The 21,537-nt window shown below is 33.6% G+C and carries 19 protein-coding genes and 3 tRNA genes; 9 read left to right on the forward strand and 13 right to left on the reverse strand.

The window, feature by feature from the left end; all coding sequences use genetic code 11:
• Positions 1-80 precede the first annotated feature (80 nt).
• The 10 genes from EM308_RS13625 to clpB all read right to left on the reverse strand — a co-directional run bounded on the left by EM308_RS13625 (position 81) and on the right by clpB (position 11,806).
• Positions 81-1,190: a hypothetical protein gene (locus EM308_RS13625; protein WP_231926272.1), complete on the reverse strand. Its 1,110-nt coding sequence runs from the start codon at positions 1,188-1,190 to the stop codon at positions 81-83.
• A 163-nt stretch (positions 1,191-1,353) separates the two neighbouring features.
• Positions 1,354-2,091 (reverse strand): IS21-like element helper ATPase IstB, encoded by a 738-nt coding sequence (gene istB, locus EM308_RS13630; protein WP_070261864.1) that lies wholly within the window; start codon positions 2,089-2,091, stop codon positions 1,354-1,356.
• Between the two features lie 16 nt (positions 2,092-2,107).
• Positions 2,108-3,655 (reverse strand): IS21 family transposase, encoded by a 1,548-nt coding sequence (istA, locus tag EM308_RS13635; protein WP_035634844.1) that lies wholly within the window; start codon positions 3,653-3,655, stop codon positions 2,108-2,110.
• A 112-nt stretch (positions 3,656-3,767) separates the two neighbouring features.
• The gene (locus EM308_RS13640) at positions 3,768-4,115 is read right to left on the reverse strand and encodes a TssN family type VI secretion system protein (RefSeq protein ID WP_070261865.1); all 348 of its coding nucleotides are present in this window, start codon (positions 4,113-4,115) and stop codon (positions 3,768-3,770) included.
• A 2-nt stretch (positions 4,116-4,117) separates the two neighbouring features.
• Positions 4,118-5,062, reverse strand: coding sequence for a hypothetical protein (locus EM308_RS13645; protein WP_231559968.1), 945 nt, complete (start codon positions 5,060-5,062; stop codon positions 4,118-4,120).
• Positions 5,046-5,561 carry a C40 family peptidase gene (locus EM308_RS13650; protein ID WP_231559967.1) on the reverse strand — a complete coding sequence of 172 codons (516 nt, stop codon included), beginning with the start codon at positions 5,559-5,561 and terminating at the stop codon, positions 5,046-5,048. The genes EM308_RS13645 and EM308_RS13650 overlap by 17 nt, the downstream gene beginning before the upstream one ends.
• A gap of 1,210 nt (positions 5,562-6,771) precedes the next feature.
• Positions 6,772-7,371 carry a nitroreductase family protein gene (locus EM308_RS13660; protein ID WP_035632968.1) on the reverse strand — a complete coding sequence of 200 codons (600 nt, stop codon included), beginning with the start codon at positions 7,369-7,371 and terminating at the stop codon, positions 6,772-6,774.
• A 114-nt stretch (positions 7,372-7,485) separates the two neighbouring features.
• On the reverse strand, positions 7,486-7,812 hold the full coding sequence (locus tag EM308_RS13665; protein ID WP_035632966.1) for a hypothetical protein: 327 nt from the start codon (positions 7,810-7,812) through the stop codon (positions 7,486-7,488).
• Between the two features lie 220 nt (positions 7,813-8,032).
• The gene (locus tag EM308_RS13670) at positions 8,033-8,422 is read right to left on the reverse strand and encodes a group I truncated hemoglobin (RefSeq protein WP_035632963.1); all 390 of its coding nucleotides are present in this window, start codon (positions 8,420-8,422) and stop codon (positions 8,033-8,035) included.
• A gap of 777 nt (positions 8,423-9,199) precedes the next feature.
• Entirely contained in the window at positions 9,200-11,806 is a 2,607-nt protein-coding gene (gene clpB / locus EM308_RS13675; RefSeq protein WP_035632961.1) for an ATP-dependent chaperone ClpB, read from the reverse strand.
• A 345-nt stretch (positions 11,807-12,151) separates the two neighbouring features.
• On the opposite strand from clpB, the gene ytxJ reads away from it, so the two are divergent.
• A complete protein-coding gene (gene ytxJ / locus EM308_RS13680) occupies positions 12,152-12,550 on the forward strand; it encodes a bacillithiol system redox-active protein YtxJ (protein WP_035632959.1) in 399 nt (132 codons plus the stop codon).
• A 233-nt stretch (positions 12,551-12,783) separates the two neighbouring features.
• Here ytxJ and EM308_RS13685 read toward each other — a convergent pair whose 3' ends face one another.
• The gene (locus EM308_RS13685) at positions 12,784-13,548 is read right to left on the reverse strand and encodes a C40 family peptidase (RefSeq protein ID WP_035632957.1); all 765 of its coding nucleotides are present in this window, start codon (positions 13,546-13,548) and stop codon (positions 12,784-12,786) included.
• 109 nt (positions 13,549-13,657) lie between these two features.
• On the reverse strand, positions 13,658-14,842 hold the full coding sequence (locus EM308_RS13690) for an acetyl-CoA C-acyltransferase (protein WP_035632954.1): 1,185 nt from the start codon (positions 14,840-14,842) through the stop codon (positions 13,658-13,660).
• A gap of 390 nt (positions 14,843-15,232) precedes the next feature.
• Here EM308_RS13690 and EM308_RS13695 point away from each other — a divergent pair.
• The 4 genes from EM308_RS13695 (at position 15,233) to EM308_RS13710 (ending at position 17,366) form a co-directional block, all read left to right on the forward strand.
• Positions 15,233-15,316: transfer RNA gene (locus EM308_RS13695), tRNA-Ser, on the forward strand.
• A gap of 44 nt (positions 15,317-15,360) precedes the next feature.
• Positions 15,361-15,435, forward strand: a tRNA-Pro gene (locus EM308_RS13700).
• 14 nt (positions 15,436-15,449) lie between these two features.
• Positions 15,450-15,523 (forward strand) — tRNA-Arg (locus EM308_RS13705).
• A gap of 1,411 nt (positions 15,524-16,934) precedes the next feature.
• Entirely contained in the window at positions 16,935-17,366 is a 432-nt protein-coding gene (locus EM308_RS13710) for a hypothetical protein (RefSeq protein WP_156101285.1), read from the forward strand.
• 251 nt (positions 17,367-17,617) lie between these two features.
• On the opposite strand, the gene EM308_RS13715 is transcribed toward EM308_RS13710, so the two are convergent.
• Entirely contained in the window at positions 17,618-18,670 is a 1,053-nt protein-coding gene (locus EM308_RS13715; RefSeq protein ID WP_035632948.1) for a hypothetical protein, read from the reverse strand.
• Positions 18,671-18,761: 91 nt separating this feature from the next.
• On the opposite strand from EM308_RS13715, the gene EM308_RS13720 reads away from it, so the two are divergent.
• From EM308_RS13720 to EM308_RS13735, 4 genes are all read left to right on the forward strand, one after another.
• On the forward strand, positions 18,762-18,995 hold the full coding sequence (locus EM308_RS13720) for a helix-turn-helix domain-containing protein (RefSeq protein WP_035632988.1): 234 nt from the start codon (positions 18,762-18,764) through the stop codon (positions 18,993-18,995).
• 386 nt (positions 18,996-19,381) lie between these two features.
• The gene (locus tag EM308_RS13725; RefSeq protein ID WP_035632945.1) at positions 19,382-20,278 is read left to right on the forward strand and encodes a helix-turn-helix transcriptional regulator; all 897 of its coding nucleotides are present in this window, start codon (positions 19,382-19,384) and stop codon (positions 20,276-20,278) included.
• A gap of 327 nt (positions 20,279-20,605) precedes the next feature.
• Positions 20,606-20,935, forward strand: coding sequence for a hypothetical protein (locus EM308_RS13730; protein WP_035632942.1), 330 nt, complete (start codon positions 20,606-20,608; stop codon positions 20,933-20,935).
• Between the two features lie 112 nt (positions 20,936-21,047).
• Complete coding sequence (locus EM308_RS13735; protein ID WP_035632985.1) at positions 21,048-21,536, forward strand: 3'-5' exonuclease; 489 nt, start codon at positions 21,048-21,050, stop codon at positions 21,534-21,536.
• Position 21,537: the final 1 nt, after the last annotated feature.

Consider the following 21,537-nt stretch of genomic DNA (forward strand, 5'->3'; position numbering starts at 1 on the left):
TTATTAAAGTATTAAGTAAGGCATAGTCTTAGCGCAATAGCTGTTGCAGTTTCAGGTCAATCGGAAATTTCATTTATGACCTAATTCTCAATAAATAATCTGTAAGGAAAAACGTTTGACGACCTGCTTTTTAAATGTTTCATAAAACTCTCGCACAGATAATCCCATTCTGTTGCTGATAAATATTCTTTTTCGATTGCATTAATTTTTAAATAAATATCTACTGTTCGGCTAAATCCTGCTTTTGCAGAAATTTCTTTTCGCGTCCCTTTTTCAATTTTAACGTCTGTAATGCAATTCTTAAAATGATTACATGCAAAAGCTTTAATGTCCGCAAAAGTCACAATTCGACCACGTGTTAATAAAGCATTTCGATAAGCCAAAATGCGGTCTTTGTTATTTTGTTTATTGGTACCTCCAACTGTATTTGTAACTAATATTGCTTCCTGACTCACAAAATATAAATCATCTTTAGACTCCAAAGCTGTACCTGCTTTAATATCATTTCCTTCCTCGGCACATGTAGACCAGTATTTTATGGAAAATGATTTTCCCGTCGATTCATCGATTTTAGGTTTAATCATAAGATAAGGGGCGTTATTTTTAGAAAAACTACTCTCTTTAGCCTGTTGTTCTACAGAAGCCAATAACTGGTTGATTTCGATTAGAGAACTACTCATAAAATCTTTTCCTAAACCGGCAAATGAAGAACTTTCATCTTTTAATAAATCCAATACGTTTTGGAGCAATTCAGAAGCACTTCTTGAATCAAATCTAGAAACCCCTCCCGTCCTTAAAACCGCATTTCCTTCTTCTACAACACCATCCTTAAATTCCTTTATTTCATAATGATTATTGAATCCATCAACAACAGAATCTAAATCTAGATAAATATCATTGTCAGTTTCAAGTGCTACATATGACAAAAAGTTTCCGATTGTTTTATTTAGGACATGCTTTTTTTTATTGATTACTGGAAAACAGTTAGCAGTAAAAGAAACATTGTCAATTATTTGAGGAATAAGTGATTCCGGAAAAACCAATTTTACCCAAATAATACTCTTCCCGCTATTTTCGGTTATTTCTTCAAAATATTTATACTCGGCATTGTATTCCTTAATAGGTTTATGTTTCAATACCCCATTTAGTGTGTAAAAGTTATCAAAATAAAATTCGTTAACTTCCTGCATAACTGTAAATTCCAGTGATATTGACCACCCAATTCCAATTTAAAGTGACCACCTGATTCCAATTCAAAATGACCACCTAATTCCGGAGCAAAGTGACCACCCCGTTTTCATAAAAAACTACTTTTTTTCATGCGCTAATTAGTACTCAAATATACTTAAAATATTATTCCTTGTTTATTCCTCTTTTCTTTCTCATAGATTCCCCATGCAATTCGAGTCTGTGGGCTTGATGTATAAGTCTATCCAAAATTGCGTCAGCTATAGTTTTTTCGCCAATTATATCATACCAACCTTGTACAGGAATTTGCGATGTAACAATTATAGAACCGTTATTATGCCTGTCTTCAATAATCTCCAAAAGTGTAATTCGGTTTTGACTATCTAATGCCTGGAGTCCAAAATCGTCAAGTATGATAACGTCTTGCCTTTCAATTTTGGCAAGTTCTCTTAGGTAAGAACCATCTGCTTTGGCCATTTTTAATTTAGCAAACAGCTTCGAAGTATTAAAATAGCTTACTTTATAGCCATGAATACAGGCTTGGTAACCCAATGCGGTACCTAAATAACTTTTGCCTACACCTGTACTTCCTGTGATTAAGATGTTTTCATTTTTTTCAACAAATTCGCATTCTGCCAGACGAAGAACTGTATTCCGGTCAAGATTGCGGGATACATCAAAATTGACATTTTCAATATTTGATTTGTAATGGAATTTAGCATTCTTTATACTGCGTTCTATACGACGATTGTGCCTTTCGTCCCATTCAGCATCAATAATCATCGATACAAATTGATCGAGTGTGTAGTGGCCTGTTCTTCCGCTTTCAATCGCTGTTTTAAAAGCATTAAACATTCCGTAAAGTTTCATTTGTCTCATTTTTGTTACTGTGGATTCATTCATGTTTTTAAGATTTAATTTAATTATAATACTGTTTGCCTCTTATGTTTCCGTGGTTCGGAAGTTCATGCTCAGGTTCCTGTTCTAAATCAATACGATCTAAGTTGTTTTCTAAAATATTTTGGATGGTCTTAAAATTGTAAATTCTAAAGTCAAGCGCTCGTTTACAGGCATTTATTAATCGCTGCTTACCAACCTTTTTTTCAAAGTTTAGTATTCCTAAACAACTTTTATAAGCCTGTTCAGGATGGTTTCTGCTTTCGATTATCTGCATAATATATTCTCCTACTGACTCATCAATACTACCTGCCCAATCAATGAATCGAGCAGCACTCCACTGAGCTACAAACTGATGTGAACTGGCTAAATGTTCTGGAGTTGTGGTATAGACATAAGGTTTGTAATTTCGCTGATGAACCGCTATTCGATTGTATTTATAATAGATCTCTACGGTTGATCTTGTGTACAAGAGTTTCGTTTTTTTCTTTACATATTGATACGGAACGCTGTAATAATTTTTGTCTTGACTTAATTGGACATGACCATTTTGCATTACCGTTGCAAAGGATTGATATTTGATTTCAAAGCGTTCTTGTGGTAGTGGACGCAGTTTTTGTTTCTCATCTTCTACAAACAATTCTTTTCGTGAGTAAGGACGACCTGTTAGTTTTCGATTATTATGAATGTCTAATAAATCCCATATCTGTTGGTTTAATTCTTCTAGAGAAAAGAATTTGGTTTCTTTTAGTGTTACATAAATTCTTCTGTATAATATCTTTACAGCCCCTTCAACTAATGACTTATCTCTAGGTTTATAAGCTCTAGTTGGCAAGATTGTAGTTTCGTAATGTTCCGCTAAGTCGGCTAAAGTTTCATTAATTGTTGGCTCAAAACGACTGCTTTTTATTACTGCAGATTTTAAATTATCTGGAACAATTGCTGCAGGAGTGCCTTCAAAAAAGCGCATGGCATTTTCTACAGAAGTAACAAAATCTTCCTTTTGCTGGCTCATAGAAGCTTCAGCATAGGTGTATTGACTAGCCCCTAATATAGCCACAAAGAATTGTACTTCTTTGATTTCTCCAGTGTCGCTATCAATAATGGATAGTGTTTTTCCAGCATAATCAACATACATTTTATCACCGGATTTATGATTCATATGCATCACTGGATTGACTTGTTTACTCCATACTTTGTAATAATGAGCAAATTGAGAACTCCTGTAACCATCAGGGTTTATGGCAGCATATTGTTCCCACATATGTTGTATGGTAACGCCAACTTTTTTTAGCTCACGCTCCATTTTAGGAAAATAATTATGGAGTGTTTGTAATTTGGGACTAATTGATTCCACAGTAGTCTGTGAAAACAAAAGTTCTAGTTCAGCATCTGTTTTTTTATCAATAAATTCAAAGTTTAATCCGAGAACTTCAAATAAAGAAATATACTTCTTTACCGTATTCCTAGAAAGGGATAAGTAGCTACTTATAAATAACTTACTTTTTCCATCACAATAGAATTTAATTACTTTTCTAATTTTACTCATGTCTGTTATTTTGTTTGCCATAATCCGCTTTTTTTTTGCGAATGTATGGTTCTAACGACATGAAAAAGTCTGTAGTTTTTAATAATTAATTTACCCCAAAATTAGGTGGTCAATTTGAACTGGAATGGGGTGGTCAGTTTGCTCTGGAACTGGTGGTCAATTTATACTGGAAAGAGGTGGTCAATTTGACCGTTTTTTCCAAATAAACGTTCAGAATTCCGAATAACAAAGAAGCTATCTGATAAAAAAGAAACTCATTTGACAGCTCAGTAAATAATTTATTGTATCCCAAGAAAGCGACCAAGGCATAAATAACGACAAAGGAAAAAAGATAAATAAAAAATTTCTTTTTATGTATCACCGAAAATTCTTTTACCTTGTCGCTAAATACCATAGTAAGTATAGCACTAACTGCTATAATTATCACCAGAAGCACAATTAACTTGATATCTATAAGTGCTCCTAAATACTTTTTTGCCATTACTAAATTCTTGTTGTATAACCCAATACAGGCTGTTTGCTGAAATTAAACTCTTCAATTTCTCTATTCATTAATAAGACTGTTTTGAGCTCGACTTCCATCGGGAAAAAATGCTCGTAAAAACAATCTATAAACTTTTTTATTCTTCCTTTATGAATATAATTTTCAAAAGGGTTATTGATTATTGGGCCTATCTCTAAAGTTACATTCATGGAATAGTCCATATAATTATTTCCGCAGATAAAATCGACTCCCAATCTGTTTTCTCCTAAATTAATTTGCTCACTTTCATCACTGCATTCTTTATAAGTAGTTGTTTTATAGTCTATTTTTTCCTCTATAATACTTGATAAACAACGACATGCCAAATCTATATCTCCAACAATTTTATACGCATAAGGCAAAAGTTGAATAAACTTTGATACCAAAACTGCCGGATAATCTTGTGATAAACCCCAGAAATCATAAAAAAAATCTAATGGCTTATGTCCATTTAGTTTATATAAAAAATCCCTCTCAACACTTTCTATTTTTGTCCGATAATGAAAAATCTCATTCTCGAACGGCATAAAAAATTTACGTGACTCTGTCTCTTGCCTTTTCTGATGCTTATGCTCTTTAATCATCTGATGAACTGACTTATCAGCATTATTCTCATTTAGGCTATGAACAACCCCTTCAGGTAACGCATCATAGATACTGTCTCTGGACAACAATATTTTAAGATATTCCCGATTATCATAATTATTATCCTCAATTGAGGCTCCTAAAACATCACTCCTATACGCTCTTGTGAATTGTCCTTGGTTAGAAATTACGATTTCATCCGAAATAATAGAATTGCTCTCAATGAGTTCATTGGCAATAATCTCAGCTCTGATATCATATGAAATATTTTCTATTTCTTTTACCAAGTCTTCAAGGTTCTTCTTATTTTTTCTTTGCATCTTCATTAATTCGTCCTGCTCCTATGTATCGTAACTGAAAATATTCGTCATTGAAATTATAAATTGCCAATCCTTTATCCGTACAAGCAAGTATTCTGTCATTATGCAGATATAAGCCAACATCGGAGATAGGATGATCTTTATCGTATCTAAAAAAAACCAAATCGCCTTCTGCCAAAAAACTTCGTCCCGTGAAAACCTGGATCGATTTCGATTTCCACATCCCCGCAGGGTCTTTAGGAAGGGTCACCTTATACACATCGCTATACAAAGACTGCAAAAAATAGGAGCAATCAATTCCATTTTTAGAAAAACTTTTTTCTTTATAGGGTGTATTAATCCAAGGATCTATATAAGAATACAATTTGTAATTCGTAATTTTATTGGGCATAACAGCCAGTACAATCGAATATTTTTCCTTTAAAGACAAAATGGCATCACTTAAATTTTCTGAATTATCATTTACAACTGTTTTGTTCTTTAATGCTTTTTCTTCCATTTCAGATTGCTTTTTTAATAGAGCTAAAGAAAAGTCATATTTAAAAGGAATCTGAGAAATATACTTCTTGCTACTACATCCTATACATGACATCACAATTAGTATTGATAAAACAATTTGCTTCATAAAAAATATTTATTTTTTGCCTTTATTTAGAGGCATTGCAACTCCTAAACTTCAATTGCCTGAAATCTATTCGAACCCAAACTAACAGTTGTGATATTGATATTTGCTAGTTTTATTATTATGCTTGGAAATTTATTGATACCAATTTCATCTATCTTATACTCGGTTAATTGTTGACAAACTTTTTTGATAAAAATCTTACCATAAACCTTTCAACACCATTACAAGGCCTCTTCCATCATTAAAATTACAATTAACTTTTTCGGAAGTGTGAACTCGAAATTCATTAATTTAGGAAAATCACAATCAAAAGTAAGTTTTTTACATTTTACAAAATGTAGTACAATATCCTCAAAAAAAGTAGTACTAGAATTTATTGCTTGGATATTCAAATAAAATCTAAGCTCAGCTACAAACTAACAACGAATTCAAAATTCTTAATACAAATTGATTTTCAAGATAATTATGAAACAGCCCCTAAAAATCTCAACAACTTAAGAATACGATTTTTTCAGAATTAACTAATAGTTTAACCAATAGGAACAGTCATAATTTCAGCAAAATTTATTACCATTTAGACTGAGAACTAGTCTAGTATTATATGCATGTAGTTGCCGATATCCAATACCTTAGCTGATTTTTTTTCCTTTGCTGGGAGAATTTAAATTTAGAATAAGCTTAGAGAATCTTCTATAATGTCTTTTAAAAGGGAATACTTCTCGAAATTAAATGAGAAAATAACAGAAAAAGGAAGCGTACTCTTTCAAATAATATACTTTAAAAATCCGCAAAATTCTGATCTTTTCGGAAAGAATTTTGCGGATGTCTATGAGGATAATGCTTCTACTGAATCTTTTATTGCAAAAATAAAAGCGTTTAGAATACAATTTAGAGGGGTTAGAAACATTGGATTCTTATTTTTCAGACTAACCAATATCTATGCATAAATTTTACTCCTCCACGGGTTTTAGGATTGATCCGTTAAATCTGTGTCATCTGTGTCCCATTTTATTGTGTAGTATATTGGTGTCCACACGATAGCTTCGTAAGAGTTGCTTTTTTTTTAGTTTTAAAAATGAGATGGTTATATAGTTTCAATTATATTTTCGATTGACCTTCTTGATTTTGGTGTAAAATGAATTTGATTAACATCATCTTCGGAGCCGTAACCAACAGCCATTGCAAATAAAGGCCTGTAGGCAGACATGTCAAGAATTTCCATATACTTATCTGATTCGATACCCTCCATTGCGGTCGAATCCAGCCCCATCGATGCACTGGCTGTCAAACCTACTCCCAGGGCAATATAGACTTGCTTGGAAAGCCATATTTTTAAATCAGCTTCTGGCATACTGGCTTTGATTTGATTGTACCAATCTCTTCTTGCTTGTGGTAATTCGGTATCGACAACTTTTTGAAAAGCATCCAAATCATCTGCAGCACTAAAGATAACCAATAATTTTGCTTGATTTATTTTTTCCTTATTGTGCATGGAAACAGCAGCCAATTTTTCCTTAATTTCTGGATTTTGGACAAATGTAAATTTCCAAGGTTGAATATTTATTGAGGATGGTGTGAGTCGTAGAATCTCTTTAAGAGCCTCAACTTTTTCCTGTGGAATTTCTTTGTGTGGATTGTATTTTTTTGCTGTATATCTTTTTTGTATTAACTCTAAAATATTCATGATTTAATTTTTTAATTGTCTTTATTGAAGATACAAAGGTAAATCAATATTAGATTAATACAATTGAGTTTCTGTTTGTTCATAGCCGAAAGTTTTCCTGCTTTATCGTAACAATCAAGTTTGTTTTGTGCGTTTTTCTTTATTGAAAAAATAATAAATCGCTAAGGCAAGAATTGTCCAGTAAACAATAAAACAGACAATAAAAAAAAGAGGTGGTGTATCTGGATCTTTGTGCAAAAAATTGATGACAGGTATCAATGGACCAATCAAAATTATTTTGATAGGGCACAAAATTGTAGAAACTGTTGCCTGCCAGCTTTCTTGTAGTTCAGAAGCAAATAAAGCTTCGGGCATTTGATCCAAAATCAAAATGCTTCCTAAAAGATAAGCAAATCCAAAAATTAGGAAGATACACACAAAATTTATTCTGGAGATTTTCATAGGCAATAAAATTTCTACAATTTAGAAATTTTTTGGAGGACTTGCAAATGAGGTAATGAAAATAAATCTATATTATGACTAAAAAGGTGTAAATGTGCCGCAATCATAGCAATATTCCTTCATGCCACCTCATTATAAAAGTGGCATAAAAGATTCTGCTGAAACGTTAGATTTGATACTGTTTGCGATAAAAAATCAAGTGATCTAGTAGAGTGAAGACTTATACTCCTATCATTTGGTCTTTTAATGAATATAGAATAGCAAGTACATCTTTTTTGGATTGCTCATCAATGTTATTTTTATCAAGAACAGACATGACATCGTCTATCACACTCATGTATTCTCCTTGGTTGATATTCATTCCAATATGAGCTGAATGCATATCTTTACCCGAATATTGTTGAGGACCTCCACTGCCCATGATAAAAAATTCAATCACATGCTTCCTAACTTCCGCTAAGTGTTCAGGGTTGTCTTTCAAAGGAAGAAATCTTGCTTTAATGGAGGGGTTCACCATATGTGCATCTATAACTTCTTCAGCAATGGTAGTTATTCCATCTGTACCGCCAAGACGTTCATAAAGACTTGTTTGTTTTGCATCGTTTTCCATTTTGATTAAGTTTTAAAATTATAATTAGTTTTTAACTGGACACAACTAAAGGATTTTAAGAGAGTAAAATGTACTCTTCTGTTTTGTATTTATTCTGTCTAATTAGTCAATTAAATGAAGTCAAAAAAATAAAATCAACCAAAATTAGTTAGTATATTATTGGTGGAAATTGGGGAGGAAAAGCACTGATTTACAAGAGTAATGCGTTGTTTGTAAATGCTTTATAAAGTTATGAAAAATATTTAAAAAGAATGGGTTTTGAATAGGTGTTTTGTTAATCAAGATTCAAAAATATCCAGTGATTCGATTATGACTAGGTAGGGTGGATTTATAATCATAAGTGTTTGAAACATAAAATTCAATTGCCTCCAGCTTTAGCTGGAGTTAGTTAAGTTAAGTTCAAAAACAAATTGGCTTTAGCCAAAAAAAATCAACAATTTTATTTGGCTAAAGCCAATTATTTTACCAATATCCTAATCCTCCAGCTAAAGCTGGAGGCAAAGCAACAGTAACAAAGTTGGGGTACACTTATGATTTGCAAGCCTGAGCTATTGCAAATCTGTTTAAAATAAAGCCTAAAGATATCACATGTACTGAAAAACAAAATATGTCGCCTAGCCCCGATGGTAGCAAATATCCTTTTATGCCGGGGTTCGGCATAAAAGATATTGTGGACAGCGGGAGTAAAGTTGATGAAAAGCACAAAATTTCTGCTCCTAAAAACAAAAAAACTGCAAAGTGTCACCACAATGCAGTTTAAAATATAATTCTATTTTTTTATTCGTGTACTAATTCTGTTTGATTTCTAAAAACGAGTTCGTTGTCGAAAGCATCAAGCAGAATGATGCTGTCCGGATGTATTTTGCCAGCAAGAATTTCTCTGGAAAGTTTATTGAGAACTTCTTTTTGGATAACACGTTTTACGGGGCGGGCACCAAATTGTGGATCAAAACCTTTCTCCGACAAATACTCAACTGCTTCAGGGGTTGCGTTCATTGTGATCCCTTGTTGTGCAAGCATTTCGGTAACATTTTTTAACTGTAATCCTACGATTTTTGCAATGTTTTTGGCGGTTAGCGGTGTAAACATTATAATTTCGTCAATACGATTGATGAACTCGGGGCGCACGGTTTGTTTCAATAATCCGAGGACTTCGATTTTGGCAATTTCAGTTGCCGCTTCAACACTTCCTTTCAGATTCTCGAATTTTTCCTGTATAATTTCGCTTCCCATATTGGAAGTCATGATGATAATGGTATTTTTAAAATCGGCCAAACGCCCTTTGTTGTCGGTTAAGCGTCCTTCGTCGAGTACCTGCAACAAGATGTTGAAAGTGTCTGGATGGGCTTTTTCGATTTCGTCCAATAGAATCACCGAATACGGTTTTCTACGCACGGCTTCGGTCAATTGTCCGCCCTCGTCATAACCCACGTAACCGGGAGGCGCACCTACCAATCGGCTCACACTGTGGCGTTCCTGATACTCGCTCATGTCGATTCGGGTCATGGCGCTTTCGTCGTCAAAAAGATATTCGGCCAGCGCTTTTGCCAATTCGGTTTTCCCAACTCCTGTTGTTCCAAGGAAAAGGAAAGTTCCCACCGGTTTTTTTACGTCCTGAAGTCCCGCACGGCTTCGTCTTACGGCATCACTCACGGCTAGTATAGCTTCTTCCTGGCCCACAACACGATGGTGTAGTTCTTCTTCTAGATGCAATAGTTTTTCTCGATCTCCCTGAAGCATTTTCATTACAGGAATCCCAGTCCATTTGGCTACTACTTCAGCTATGTCTTCTCTCGTTACTTCTTCTTTTATTAAAGAACTTCCTGATTTATTTTCGATCAATTGTTTCTGAAAATCAGCCAATCGGTCTTGAGCTTCCTTGATTTTTCCGTAACGAATTTCGGCTACTTTACCATAATCGCCATCACGTTCGGCACGTTCGGCTTCGTATTTGAAATTTTCGATTTCGGTTTTTACTTCCTGAATGTTGTCAGCGACTTCTTTCTCGGATTTCCATTTGGCAAAAATCACGTTTCGTTCTTCTTTGAGATTACCCAATTCCAATCCTAAGGTTTTGAGTTTAGCTTCGTCTTTTTCACGTTTGATAGCTTCAATCTCGATTTCCAACTGCATGATTTTTCGATCCAAAACATCGAGTTCCTCTGGTTTGGAGTTGATTTCCATACGCAGTTTCGAAGCCGCTTCGTCCATTAAGTCGATGGCTTTGTCTGGAAGGAAACGATTGGTGATATAGCGTTGCGAAAGCGTTACGGCCGCAATAATTGCATCGTCCTTAATTTGTACTTTATGATGTGTTTCGTATTTTTCTTTGATACCTCTCAAGATCGAAATGGCGCTTTCGGTATCCGGTTCCTCAATTGTGATTTTTTGGAAACGGCGTTCGAGAGCTTTGTCTTTTTCAAAATATTTTTGGTATTCGTCCAAAGTCGTAGCACCGATGGCGCGCAATTCACCACGAGCCAAAGCTGGTTTCAGGATATTGGCGGCATCCATAGCGCCTTCGCCACCACCAGCACCAACAAGCGTGTGGATTTCGTCAATAAAAAGAACAATATCTCCTTCGGCAGCGATCACTTCTTTGACAACCGATTTTAATCGTTCCTCAAATTCCCCTTTGTATTTGGCACCAGCAATCAAGGCTCCCATATCGAGTGAGAATACGATTTTTTCTTTCAGGTTTTCGGGGACGTCGCCGGCTACAATACGGTGTGCTAGACCTTCAGCAATGGCGGTTTTACCTACTCCGGGTTCCCCAACCAGCATTGGGTTGTTTTTGGTTCTTCGGGTAAGGATTTGCAGTACGCGTCGTATTTCCTCATCGCGGCCAATTACGGGGTCTAGTTTTCCGGTTCTTGCCATTTCGTTGAGATTTTTGGCGTATTTGTTCAATGAATTGTAATTCTCTTCGGCAGAGGCTGAAGTTACACGTTCACCTTTGCGCAATTCTTCAATAGCGGCTTTGAGTCCTTTTCCGGTTACGCCTTGATCTTTTAGGATTTGAGAAACTTTGCTTTTGGAATCAAATATTGCCAGAATCAAATGCTCGACGGAAACGTATTCGTCATTCATTTTTTGTGCGATGATTTCGGCTTCATTCAGGGTTGTGTTGGCGCTTCTGGAAAGCTGTATTTCGCCTCCAGAAACTTTTGGAAAACTCTGAATGGTACTGTCTAAAATTTGTTTAAACAATGGAACATTGACGTTTAGTTTTTTCAAAATAAACGGAGCCACATTTTCATCGACTTCAAAAATTGCTTTGAAAATATGTTCGTTTTCTATTTGCTGCTGCCCTAAACTCTGAACCAATTGTTGTGAAAGCTGTATGGCTTCCTGCGATTTGATCGTAAATTTGTTTATGTTCATGGCTTAATTGTTTTTACGTTTGTTGTTTTTAGTTTATGGTTTGGTGATTAGTTGTTAGTGGTTAATCATTAGTCCTTAGTCCAAAGACTTTAGTTTTTACTGTTTCGAAATCAGTCTCTATAAAAAACCGAGAATCTACTTCACTTTTGATTTGTTATGATCAAAATGTAATAATCATAAACGACTAATCACTAAGGACTAATCACTAAGGACTAATCACTAAAATTCACTAGCTTTGCAAAATAATCATCAAATGATATTCCAGCCTAAATTTACGGACAATTTGGCGTTTTTCCGATGATTTTAGTCAATTTATAAAGACAAAAAGACATAAAATAAGACAAAATGAGCCTATTTAATTCCTTATTCGGTAGTTCAGAAGAAAAGAAAGAGACGCAAAGTAAAATCAATTGGATTCCGCTTCAACATTTAGGACAGCTGGATGAAATGATAGCTTTTTCGGAGCAAAAACCGGCTCTGATTTTTAAGCATAGTACCCGTTGCAGTATAAGCCGATTTGCTTTGAAACAGTTTGAAAACGAGTTTGACGTAGAGACGTTGAATTGCAACGTCTCAGCATATTTTCTGGATTTATTGGAATACAGAGATATTTCTAATGAAATTGCCAATCGTTTTCAGGTAATGCACCAATCTCCACAATTATTGCTGATTAAAAATGGACAATCGGTTTATGATGCCTCGCACAGTGAAATTAATGCCGGAGAATTGGTGGAGAGATTGTAAATAAAGAGTATTTTAAAACCGGAGTTCGATTATTGCTGTTTTTTTTTTTTTTTTAGAATGATTATAAAAAAGCAACCCGAGCGATAGCGAACAGGCGTAGCAAATCTTTCTCTTTAGCCCTGATAGCAGTGGAAATCCTTGTTTGCCGGGGTTCGGCAAACAAGATTGAAACGGATAGCAGGAACAATGTTGATAGAAATTACAAATGTTTCTGCTCCTAAAAAAACAATTGATTAAGATATTATTTTTTTAATAACCCTTAATTTGTGGGTATGTTTATTGGTTTCGGCGTTATAAATTCCAAGATGGTCCAGACGGTCAATTCGTACTTTTCCGCTGGCATGGATGATATAGTTGTTTTCCATTATAATTCCCACGTGGATTATATTTCCTTCATCATTGTCAAAAAAAGCCAAATCGCCAGGCTCGCTTTCTTCAATAAAACTTAATGCCTCACCCTGCGTTGCCTGTTGTGAGGCGTCTCGCAATAATTTGTAACCGTTAAGTTTATAAACCATTTGTGTGAAACCGGAACAGTCGATTCCAAAAGGTGTTTTTCCGCCCCACAAATAAGGAGCGTTTAGATACATGAAAGCCGAATTTATTATGTTTTTTCGAGGTTTTACACCACTTGTTTTTGTTCCTTCAAAATTAAAATTTGCCGTGTTAATTTCGGGGTTATTTAAAAAAGACAAAGAAGATCCAAGCGGAATCGGAATTAATAAATTGGCAGGAGCTACAATGTATTCAATCAAATCGGCATTAAGAATAATGGCGTCTGATGATAGTTGGTTGTAGCATGATTCGGTGATAGGTTGAAATTGTTTAGTGTCTATCCAGCCTTCATAGTCATCATATTGCAATTTTATATGAGACCATTGTTTGTGTTGTTCCAAAACTTTAAAATGTTCTCCAAATAATACTTGGGAAACAATTTCACTTTTATCGCTGGCTTCAGCACGAAGTGGAATCATGGCTAGATTACAAATTCCAAACATTTATATCAATTAGAAATTAGAAAAAAATAATACGAATAAAAAATAGCTGTAAAAATAGTAATTTTCGATTCGTATTATTTAATAAAGATGTTTTTATTTGGTAGGGAAATTATGAAATATATCTTTCTATAACAAAAGCTGATGCGCCACCACCACCATTGCAGATTGCTGCTGCGCCGTATTTTGCATTATTTTGTTCCAAAACATTTAGCAAGGTAACTATTATTCTAGTACCGGAACAGCCAAGAGGGTGTCCTAAAGAAACAGCTCCACCATTGACGTTTACTTTTTGATTATCCAATCCAAGTATTTTAGAATTGGCTAGTCCCACCACCGAAAAAGCTTCGTTGAATTCGAAATAATCGATTTCGTCCAATGTTAAGTTGGCTTTTGCCAATGCTTTCGGAAGTGCTTTTGCGGGACTTGTTGTAAACCATTTTGGTTCTTGCGCGGCATCGGCATATCCTTTTATGTAAGCCAATGGTTTTATTCCTAATGAAATTGCTTTTTCTTCGCTCATCAATACAACAGCTGCAGCACCATCGTTTATGGTTGATGCGTTTGCTGCGGTAACGGTTCCGTCTTTGGTGAAAACAGCGTTTAAGGAAGGGATTTTTTCTAATGATACATTGGTGTATTCTTCGTCTTTAGAAATAACAATTGGGTCGCCTTTTCTTTGAGGAACAGCTACAGGCACTACTTCGTTGTCAAATTTTCCTTCGCTCCAAGCCTTGGCAGAACGCTCATACGACTGTATCGCAAAATTATCTTGTTCTTCTCTTGATATCTTGTATTCGGAAGCGCATAAATCGGCAGCAACTCCCATGGCATTGTTGTCATAAGCGTCTGTCAATCCATCTTTTTGCAATCCGTCAACCATTGTGTTTGGGCCAAATTTTGTTCCGGCTCTCAAATGCATATAATGCGGAATCAAACTCATGTTTTCCATTCCTCCGGCAACTACAATTTCGGCATCACCACATTGAATCGCTTGCGATCCCAACATTAACGCTTTCATTCCTGAAGCACAAACTTTATTAACAGTCGTACAGGCAACATTGTTTGAAAGACCTGCATAAATTGCAGCTTGGCGTGCAGGAGCCTGTCCTATTCCGGCCTGAACAACATTTCCCATGAAAACTTCGTCGACTAAGTTTGGGTCCAATTGTATTTTTTCTAAAGCGCCTTTTATGGCTATTGCGCCTAATTTTGGTGCACTAACTGTAGATAATCCTCCCATAAAACTACCTATTGGGGTTCTAACGGCAGAAACGATAACAACTCTTTTACTCATGTTTAATGTATGTTGGTTTGTATAGCAAATTTAAGCTTATTTTGTAAAATTCAAATTTTTCATTGTTTTGAATTGGGATATATTTAACGAATCTTTGTTTTGGCTTTGTTTTTTGTTTGTATTGTTAATGAAAAGCGTGAAGTTATTTTGGGTGTCAGAGGAATGTTAATCTAGAAATTGCTGTTTAATTTTGACTTTTTGTTGATGATAAAGAAATCTTCCTTTTTTATTGCTGTAAAATGCTTTTTTGAGTGATGGCTATTTATTTGATAGTGAAGTGATTTAAAAGTTTAGTTGAGAAATATGAAAAAAAAGTGCTGAAATAGTTGTGAGAAACTTAAACATGTCTTAAGTTTGCAACCGCAAAACAGGACACGTTTCCTTGGTTTTGGAGAGGTGCCAGAGTGGTAATGGAGCAGATTGCTAATCTGTCGACGAGCAATCGTCGCCAGGGTTCGAGTCCCTGTCTCTCCGCAATTTATTTATTATTTTAGCAAATAAATTAAAAGAATGTTTTTCGGGGTGTAGCGTAGCCCGGTTATCGCGCCTGCTTTGGGAGCAGGAGGCCGCAGGTTCGAATCCTGCCACCCCGACAAATTGAAATAATGGACGCATAGCTCAGCTGGATAGAGCACCTGCCTTCTAAGCAGGCGGTCGAAGGTTCGAATCCTTCTGCGTTCACAAAAAGCCTTGTAATCAGCTGATTATGAGGCTTTTTTGTTTTTAGGTATCATTTTAGGTGCTTTTTTTTACTGTTGATATCTTTTTTATCAACAAATAAAACAGGCTCTATTTATAGCGCTGTAGTGTATATTAGAAGGCAATCTGTGTTTGAAAAAAAAATATACTAAGAACAAAATACAGTAATATTTACCACCGATTTCATTTCATCAGACATAATGCTGTATTGGGAAAAATTGACTTAATTTTTTTTAAAGATAAAAACCATTTTTTAGCTTTGATTGCACAGGCTTTTAAAAAATATAGTCCATTATAATTGTTGGCTTTTGTGTTTTTTATATAAAAGACTAATTCAATCATTGCCTATCTAAGCAAAAAAAACATGAAAAGTCATATAAACAACCGAAAGTTAGAATAGATAATAATACCTATATTAAAATTTATTTTTCCTTTAATTTATTTTGAATTGCATGCCCAAGAAAAACTATGTTTTAATAAAGAGCGTTTGAGGAACTCAAAATTTAAATTCCAACACAGACGATAATAAATTATTCAAAATAATGATCTTAATGTTAATTCATAAATAAAAAAATAAATTAAAACAATTTAAACGTGTGATAATTATTGATTAATATAGTTTTATAGTTATTCACTTAAAGTTATGCTTTAAGTAAATTAAATAAATACAATAAAGTCCAAAATATAAAAACCTTTAAAAAAGGGCTGTATGGGGTTATGTTAAGTCCAAACTTCTATCTGTTTTTTTTATCTGCTGTGAAGTATTGGGCTACATATCAGCTACTGCAATTCGTTTAAGTTGAGTTAACACTTTTGAATGTATTTTTGCTTCTAATAGTACAACTTACTATGAATACACTTATAAGTAAAATGCTACACATAATAACTGACATTATGGCTAGTCGGGTAATAGTCGGGTAAATTCTATAGATAGAATGGTATTGGCCATGTTATCAATTAGTTAGTTTTTAAAAACGTACTCCTGCCTAGAGTACGTAGTGATCTTGTTGTCTTTTTCCAGTTAAAACAGGCCAGCAAAAAAAGTCAAAAGTTTTGAAAAAACAATCTCATTAAAAAGCCCCCCTCCCTAAATAAAATCAACTTTTCTTTTTTGTTTTTTGCTACCCATGCGGGGGTATAATACTGTATCTAAATATTTCTCACTATAAATGGGTCGATGACATTGCATACAATTTGGCAAGTCAGTTATACTTTATTGCAAGTGTGCTATTCTAAAAAAAAAATTTTACTCTTTAATTAAAGATTAAAACTTTCAATAGTACATAATTACCATTTAATCTTCTAAAATGATTAGGTTGTCATATATGGCATGGTGTTTGTAACCTACTTATTTGATTTATTAAAACATAATCTAAAAAAAAAATCAGCACTTATGAAAAAAGAATTGTTATTGGCATTATTAATCGGTATGTTTTTTATTTCTTGCTCTAAAAGCGAAGACTCAGAAAACACTAATCAATTAGCAAATTTTAAGAACTCAAGCAATGTTTTAAGATTCGAATATGATAACACAGATGATGGTATAGAAAATTTTATTGAACCTGCTCAACAACAAGATTGGCATGCGGTATATGTTATTGAATACAAAGGAGCTGAAAAAAAGGTATTGGTTAGCACACTTAATGGAGATAGTGTGTTGGTATTATCCGAACAATTTGACGTGGATTCAGTCAAAAATGGGGACATAATTTGCCACAATAAAGATAATTCAACGATTTTTAGATACATAAGTCTTACAGAGGTTCACCAGATAGTTAAAACTACTAATGGGTATAAGAAAACAAAATATATTATGCGAAAGTAAGGCGTATCTACTATATAATTTTACTGTTCTTAAATTTTGGTTTTAACAGAATTTAAAAAATACGTGGTAGTAAAAAAACAGGGGGTGACTTTTTAATTAATGTTGGCCCTTTTTTTATTACCAATGAAAAAACAGCAATAGTTATTAATTGAGTAGAAAAAGTTTTTTGAAGCCTCCTTAATAAACAAATATGTTTTATAAAAATAAAAAAAACTCGCTTAAAAATCATTAAGCGAGGTAGCATTTGGTAATTAGAACGGAACATCCCAATCGTCATCCTCATCTTCATCTTCATTTTCATAAAAATTCGAGTCCAATGACCCAAAAGCTTGATCATAGGTCGGAAGTTCACGAGTATCATCACGAATTTCATTAAACATATTTTTCACAATATCACCGATTAATTGAGGCTCATTTTCTATATTTTCTTGAGTTACATTACTTTTTTGCAAATCGGCTAATGGTGTAAAGCTTAAATTTATTGAACCATCTGTTAGAGTCCAGCCACCAAAAATATACCTTGTATTGGCTTTTAATATTATATCCCCCGGCAATGTAAATATTCCTCCATAATCTGGATCTCTATCAGTTTTTTTATATTCCTTTTTAGTAAGTGAAAACCTTAATATATTCGATACAGATGAATCACTATACAAATCTGCATCTGTTTTTTTAAGGAATAAATTTTTAATCACTTCATTTATTCTTTCGTCAAATTCAAATTCAACAACTGAATTACCATCTCTGATTACATTTAAAAAACCTAGATTTTCAAATTTTTTAACATAGTTCCACATTGTTTTATCAAAACAATTCCCTTTAAAAACATTCGCATAAATATTCTTTTTTGTTTTATTTTGAATCAAACTGTAAAGCATAGATAATTCATTTGCCGGCAATTCAGTCCATTTTTTGTCAATTAAGGCAATTTCGAAATTCAGGCGCTGCATTTTTCTTATTTCTTCCAGTCTATCTTGATACTGCTTTTCAGCTTTTTTACGTAATTCAATTTGACATTTTGAACATGTATGGATTTTATTTCTCATAGAGGACATGTACACAGTTTGTGCTGCGACTTTTTCCATCATTACTTCTTTGCATTCCCGACAATTACCATGGGTAATTTCACAACAGGAATGTTTTTTAACAAGTTTAGTAAGTTCTCCCAATGTAATATCATATGTTTGGACAATTTTTGCGGGTTTATTCAGGAAATTACCCTCATCAATTATCCAGTAATCATTAAGTATTGTTTTTGATTTAATATCTAAATCTTCGTCAATGTATATTTCAAAATATTTCATTTCAATTATTTAAAAATTTTCAAATGTTGCCATATATGACATTACAAGAAGCGAATATAAACAATTCCTTGGCTTGTCAAATATGTCAAGAATGGAAAAATCAGATTTATTGGAATTATTAGGAAAAAGGATAAAGGAACTACGATTAGAAAGAGGAATGTCTCAAGTTGATTTAGTTGCAAAAATGCAAGGAAATATAGATACTACAAACATTTCACGCATTGAAGCAGGCAGGACAAATCCAACAGTTTATAGCCTTTATAGATTAAGTGAAGCTTTGGAAATTTCAATGAGTGAGTTAGTAAATTTTGATATTAAAAAGTAAAATTGTATTCCGACATATGCAATCTACTTCTTGTAAATTTAAATTGGAAATTAAAAAAACGTAAAAATATTAAACTTATTAGAGAGTCCTCCTTCCTCAATATTCAAGAGTTTTCTGTTTTTTTTAACACAAAACAGGAGGCTTGCCATGCCTATATATTCCTTGTATGTAGTTTTATTCTTGTTTTATTGGTATAATTTTCAATTCAAATTTAAAATTTTGACGATAGTACATCAAGATTAGACTATCGAAATAAGAAGAAATCAATTTTACTGAATTTCTTTTTTTGCTTCTTGCTTTTTTTCAAATTTGACAAAAAAACAAAACAAACTGACATACTTTGTCGGGATAAACCGCTACTTTAGTCAAAAAATATATGACTCATTATGGCTAAAGTAGGATTTTACAAACGCTATTTATACATCGTTGACAGATTGAAGTCAGTTCCAAGCAATTTTCAGGACTTACGAAAATATGTCATGGTAAAACTTGAAAACGATGATTTAGGCGACAATTTCGACTACTCTGCGCGAACTTTCGACAGAGATAAAAAAGATATTTTCGATTTATTCGGCATACTTATTCAGTATAATCGCAAAGATAAGGTGTATTATATTGACGAAGAGATAGAGGATACATCAGTTTCGCGCATGGTCGAGGCTTTTTCTATCCATCAGGCAATCAAAGAAAGCAACAAGATATCACCTAGCATTTATTTAGAAAACAGAAAAGCAACTGGAATCCATCATCTTAATGGCTTATTGTATGCTATTCAAAACAATTGGCAGATATCATTTACCCACACCAAATTTTGGGAGATGGAAATTACTCAAAGAACAGTAAAGCCCATTGCTATAAAAGAGTCCCAACATCGTTGGTATCTTATAGCTGAGGATAACAAAGATGGTCAAATTAAAAATTTTGGCTTTGACCGAATTACCAATTTAAAAATTTCAGACCTCAAATTCAAGCCAATTATTTTTAATGTTCAAAAAAACTACCAACATGCTTTTGGTGTAGAAACCTATCATCCGGCACAGAAAGTAGTATTGGAATTTTCGTGGCAACAAGGTAATTATATCAAATCATTTCCATTACATTCTTCGCAAAAAGTAATATCAGATTCTGAAGATGCTCTTGTGATTGAATTATTTATCCATACCACTAACGATATAGTTATGGAATTATTGAAATACGGTTCAGAGGTTGAAGTAATCGAACCTCAAAAATTAAAAAAAGAAATAAAAAATCGAATATCCCAAATGATGAAAATATACAGCTAATGACAAATACCTTTACAGCAATAGATTTCGAAACGGCAACAGGTTATCGAAATAGTATTTGTCAGATTGGATTGGTAAGAATTTAAAACGGAATCATTGTCAAAGAAACAAATATATTAATTCAGCCACCCGATAATTATTATTGGAGCCGTTTTACGGACATACACGGAATTTCTTCGAACAACACTGCCAATGCTCCGACTTTCGATCAAATAGTTATCAAATCGCTCCTTACATCTAGAAAAGCTATCCAATAGGATTTGAATAAATAAAAATAATAGTGTGGTCGAAAACTGAAAAGAGTATGAACAATTTATAAGAACAATTATGAAAGAATTTGAAATAACCAATTTTAATTTAGTTTATGATGGGATGTACCTCATAAGATGGGATAATGAAGAGATTAGAGTTTTTCTGGAATTGAATACGATATTAAAAATGTTAGAAATTGAGGGTTTAAGCTATCAAGATGTCAATCGAATTATAAGTGAAGGGAAACGATTGCATTTTACTAAAATTACAATAGTATTATTCAGAGAAGAGGAAGATGGTAAAATTTTCTATAGAACCTCTGATATGGATGATATGCTTAAAGATAAAAATATTACAATGTTTGATATTGAATTAAAAGAGAATAATCAACTGTTTAACAGGTAGTGCCTTGCTAATTCTGTAAATAGGAATTTTAGCCTCAAAATTTAGAATCATTTAGCTGTCGTAAGAGATACTGACATTGACTGAAAAAAAATACAAAAAAAATATACAGCTAATGACAAATACATTTACGGCAATAGATTTCGAAACGGCAACAGGTTATCGAAATAGCATTTGTCAGATTGGATTGGTAAGAATTGAAAACGGAATCATTGTCAAAGAAGCAAATATATTAGTTCAGCCACCCGATAATTATTATTGGAGCCGTTTTACGGACATACACGGAATTTCTTCGAACAACACTGCCAATGCTCCCGCTTTCGATCAAGTTTGGTATCAAATCGTTCCTTATATCGAAAATCAGAATGTAGTCGCCCACAATGGTTTTGGTTTTGATTTTCCTGTTTTAGATAAAACATTGAACCATTATAACTTACCAATTCCTGATTACAATAAGTTTTGCACCTATAAGATTTACAGATCTAATTTAGCTAACTTGTGTCGGGAACATAACATTTCTCTCAATCATCACAATGCGTTGAGTGATGCTAGGGCATGTGGAGAGTTGTTTTTTAGATATTTAAAGAAATTAAAAATAATATAAT

Origin of the sequence: Flavobacterium gilvum (assembly GCF_001761465.1) — a bacterium.
Taxonomy (GTDB): Bacteria; Bacteroidota; Bacteroidia; order Flavobacteriales; family Flavobacteriaceae; genus Flavobacterium; species Flavobacterium gilvum.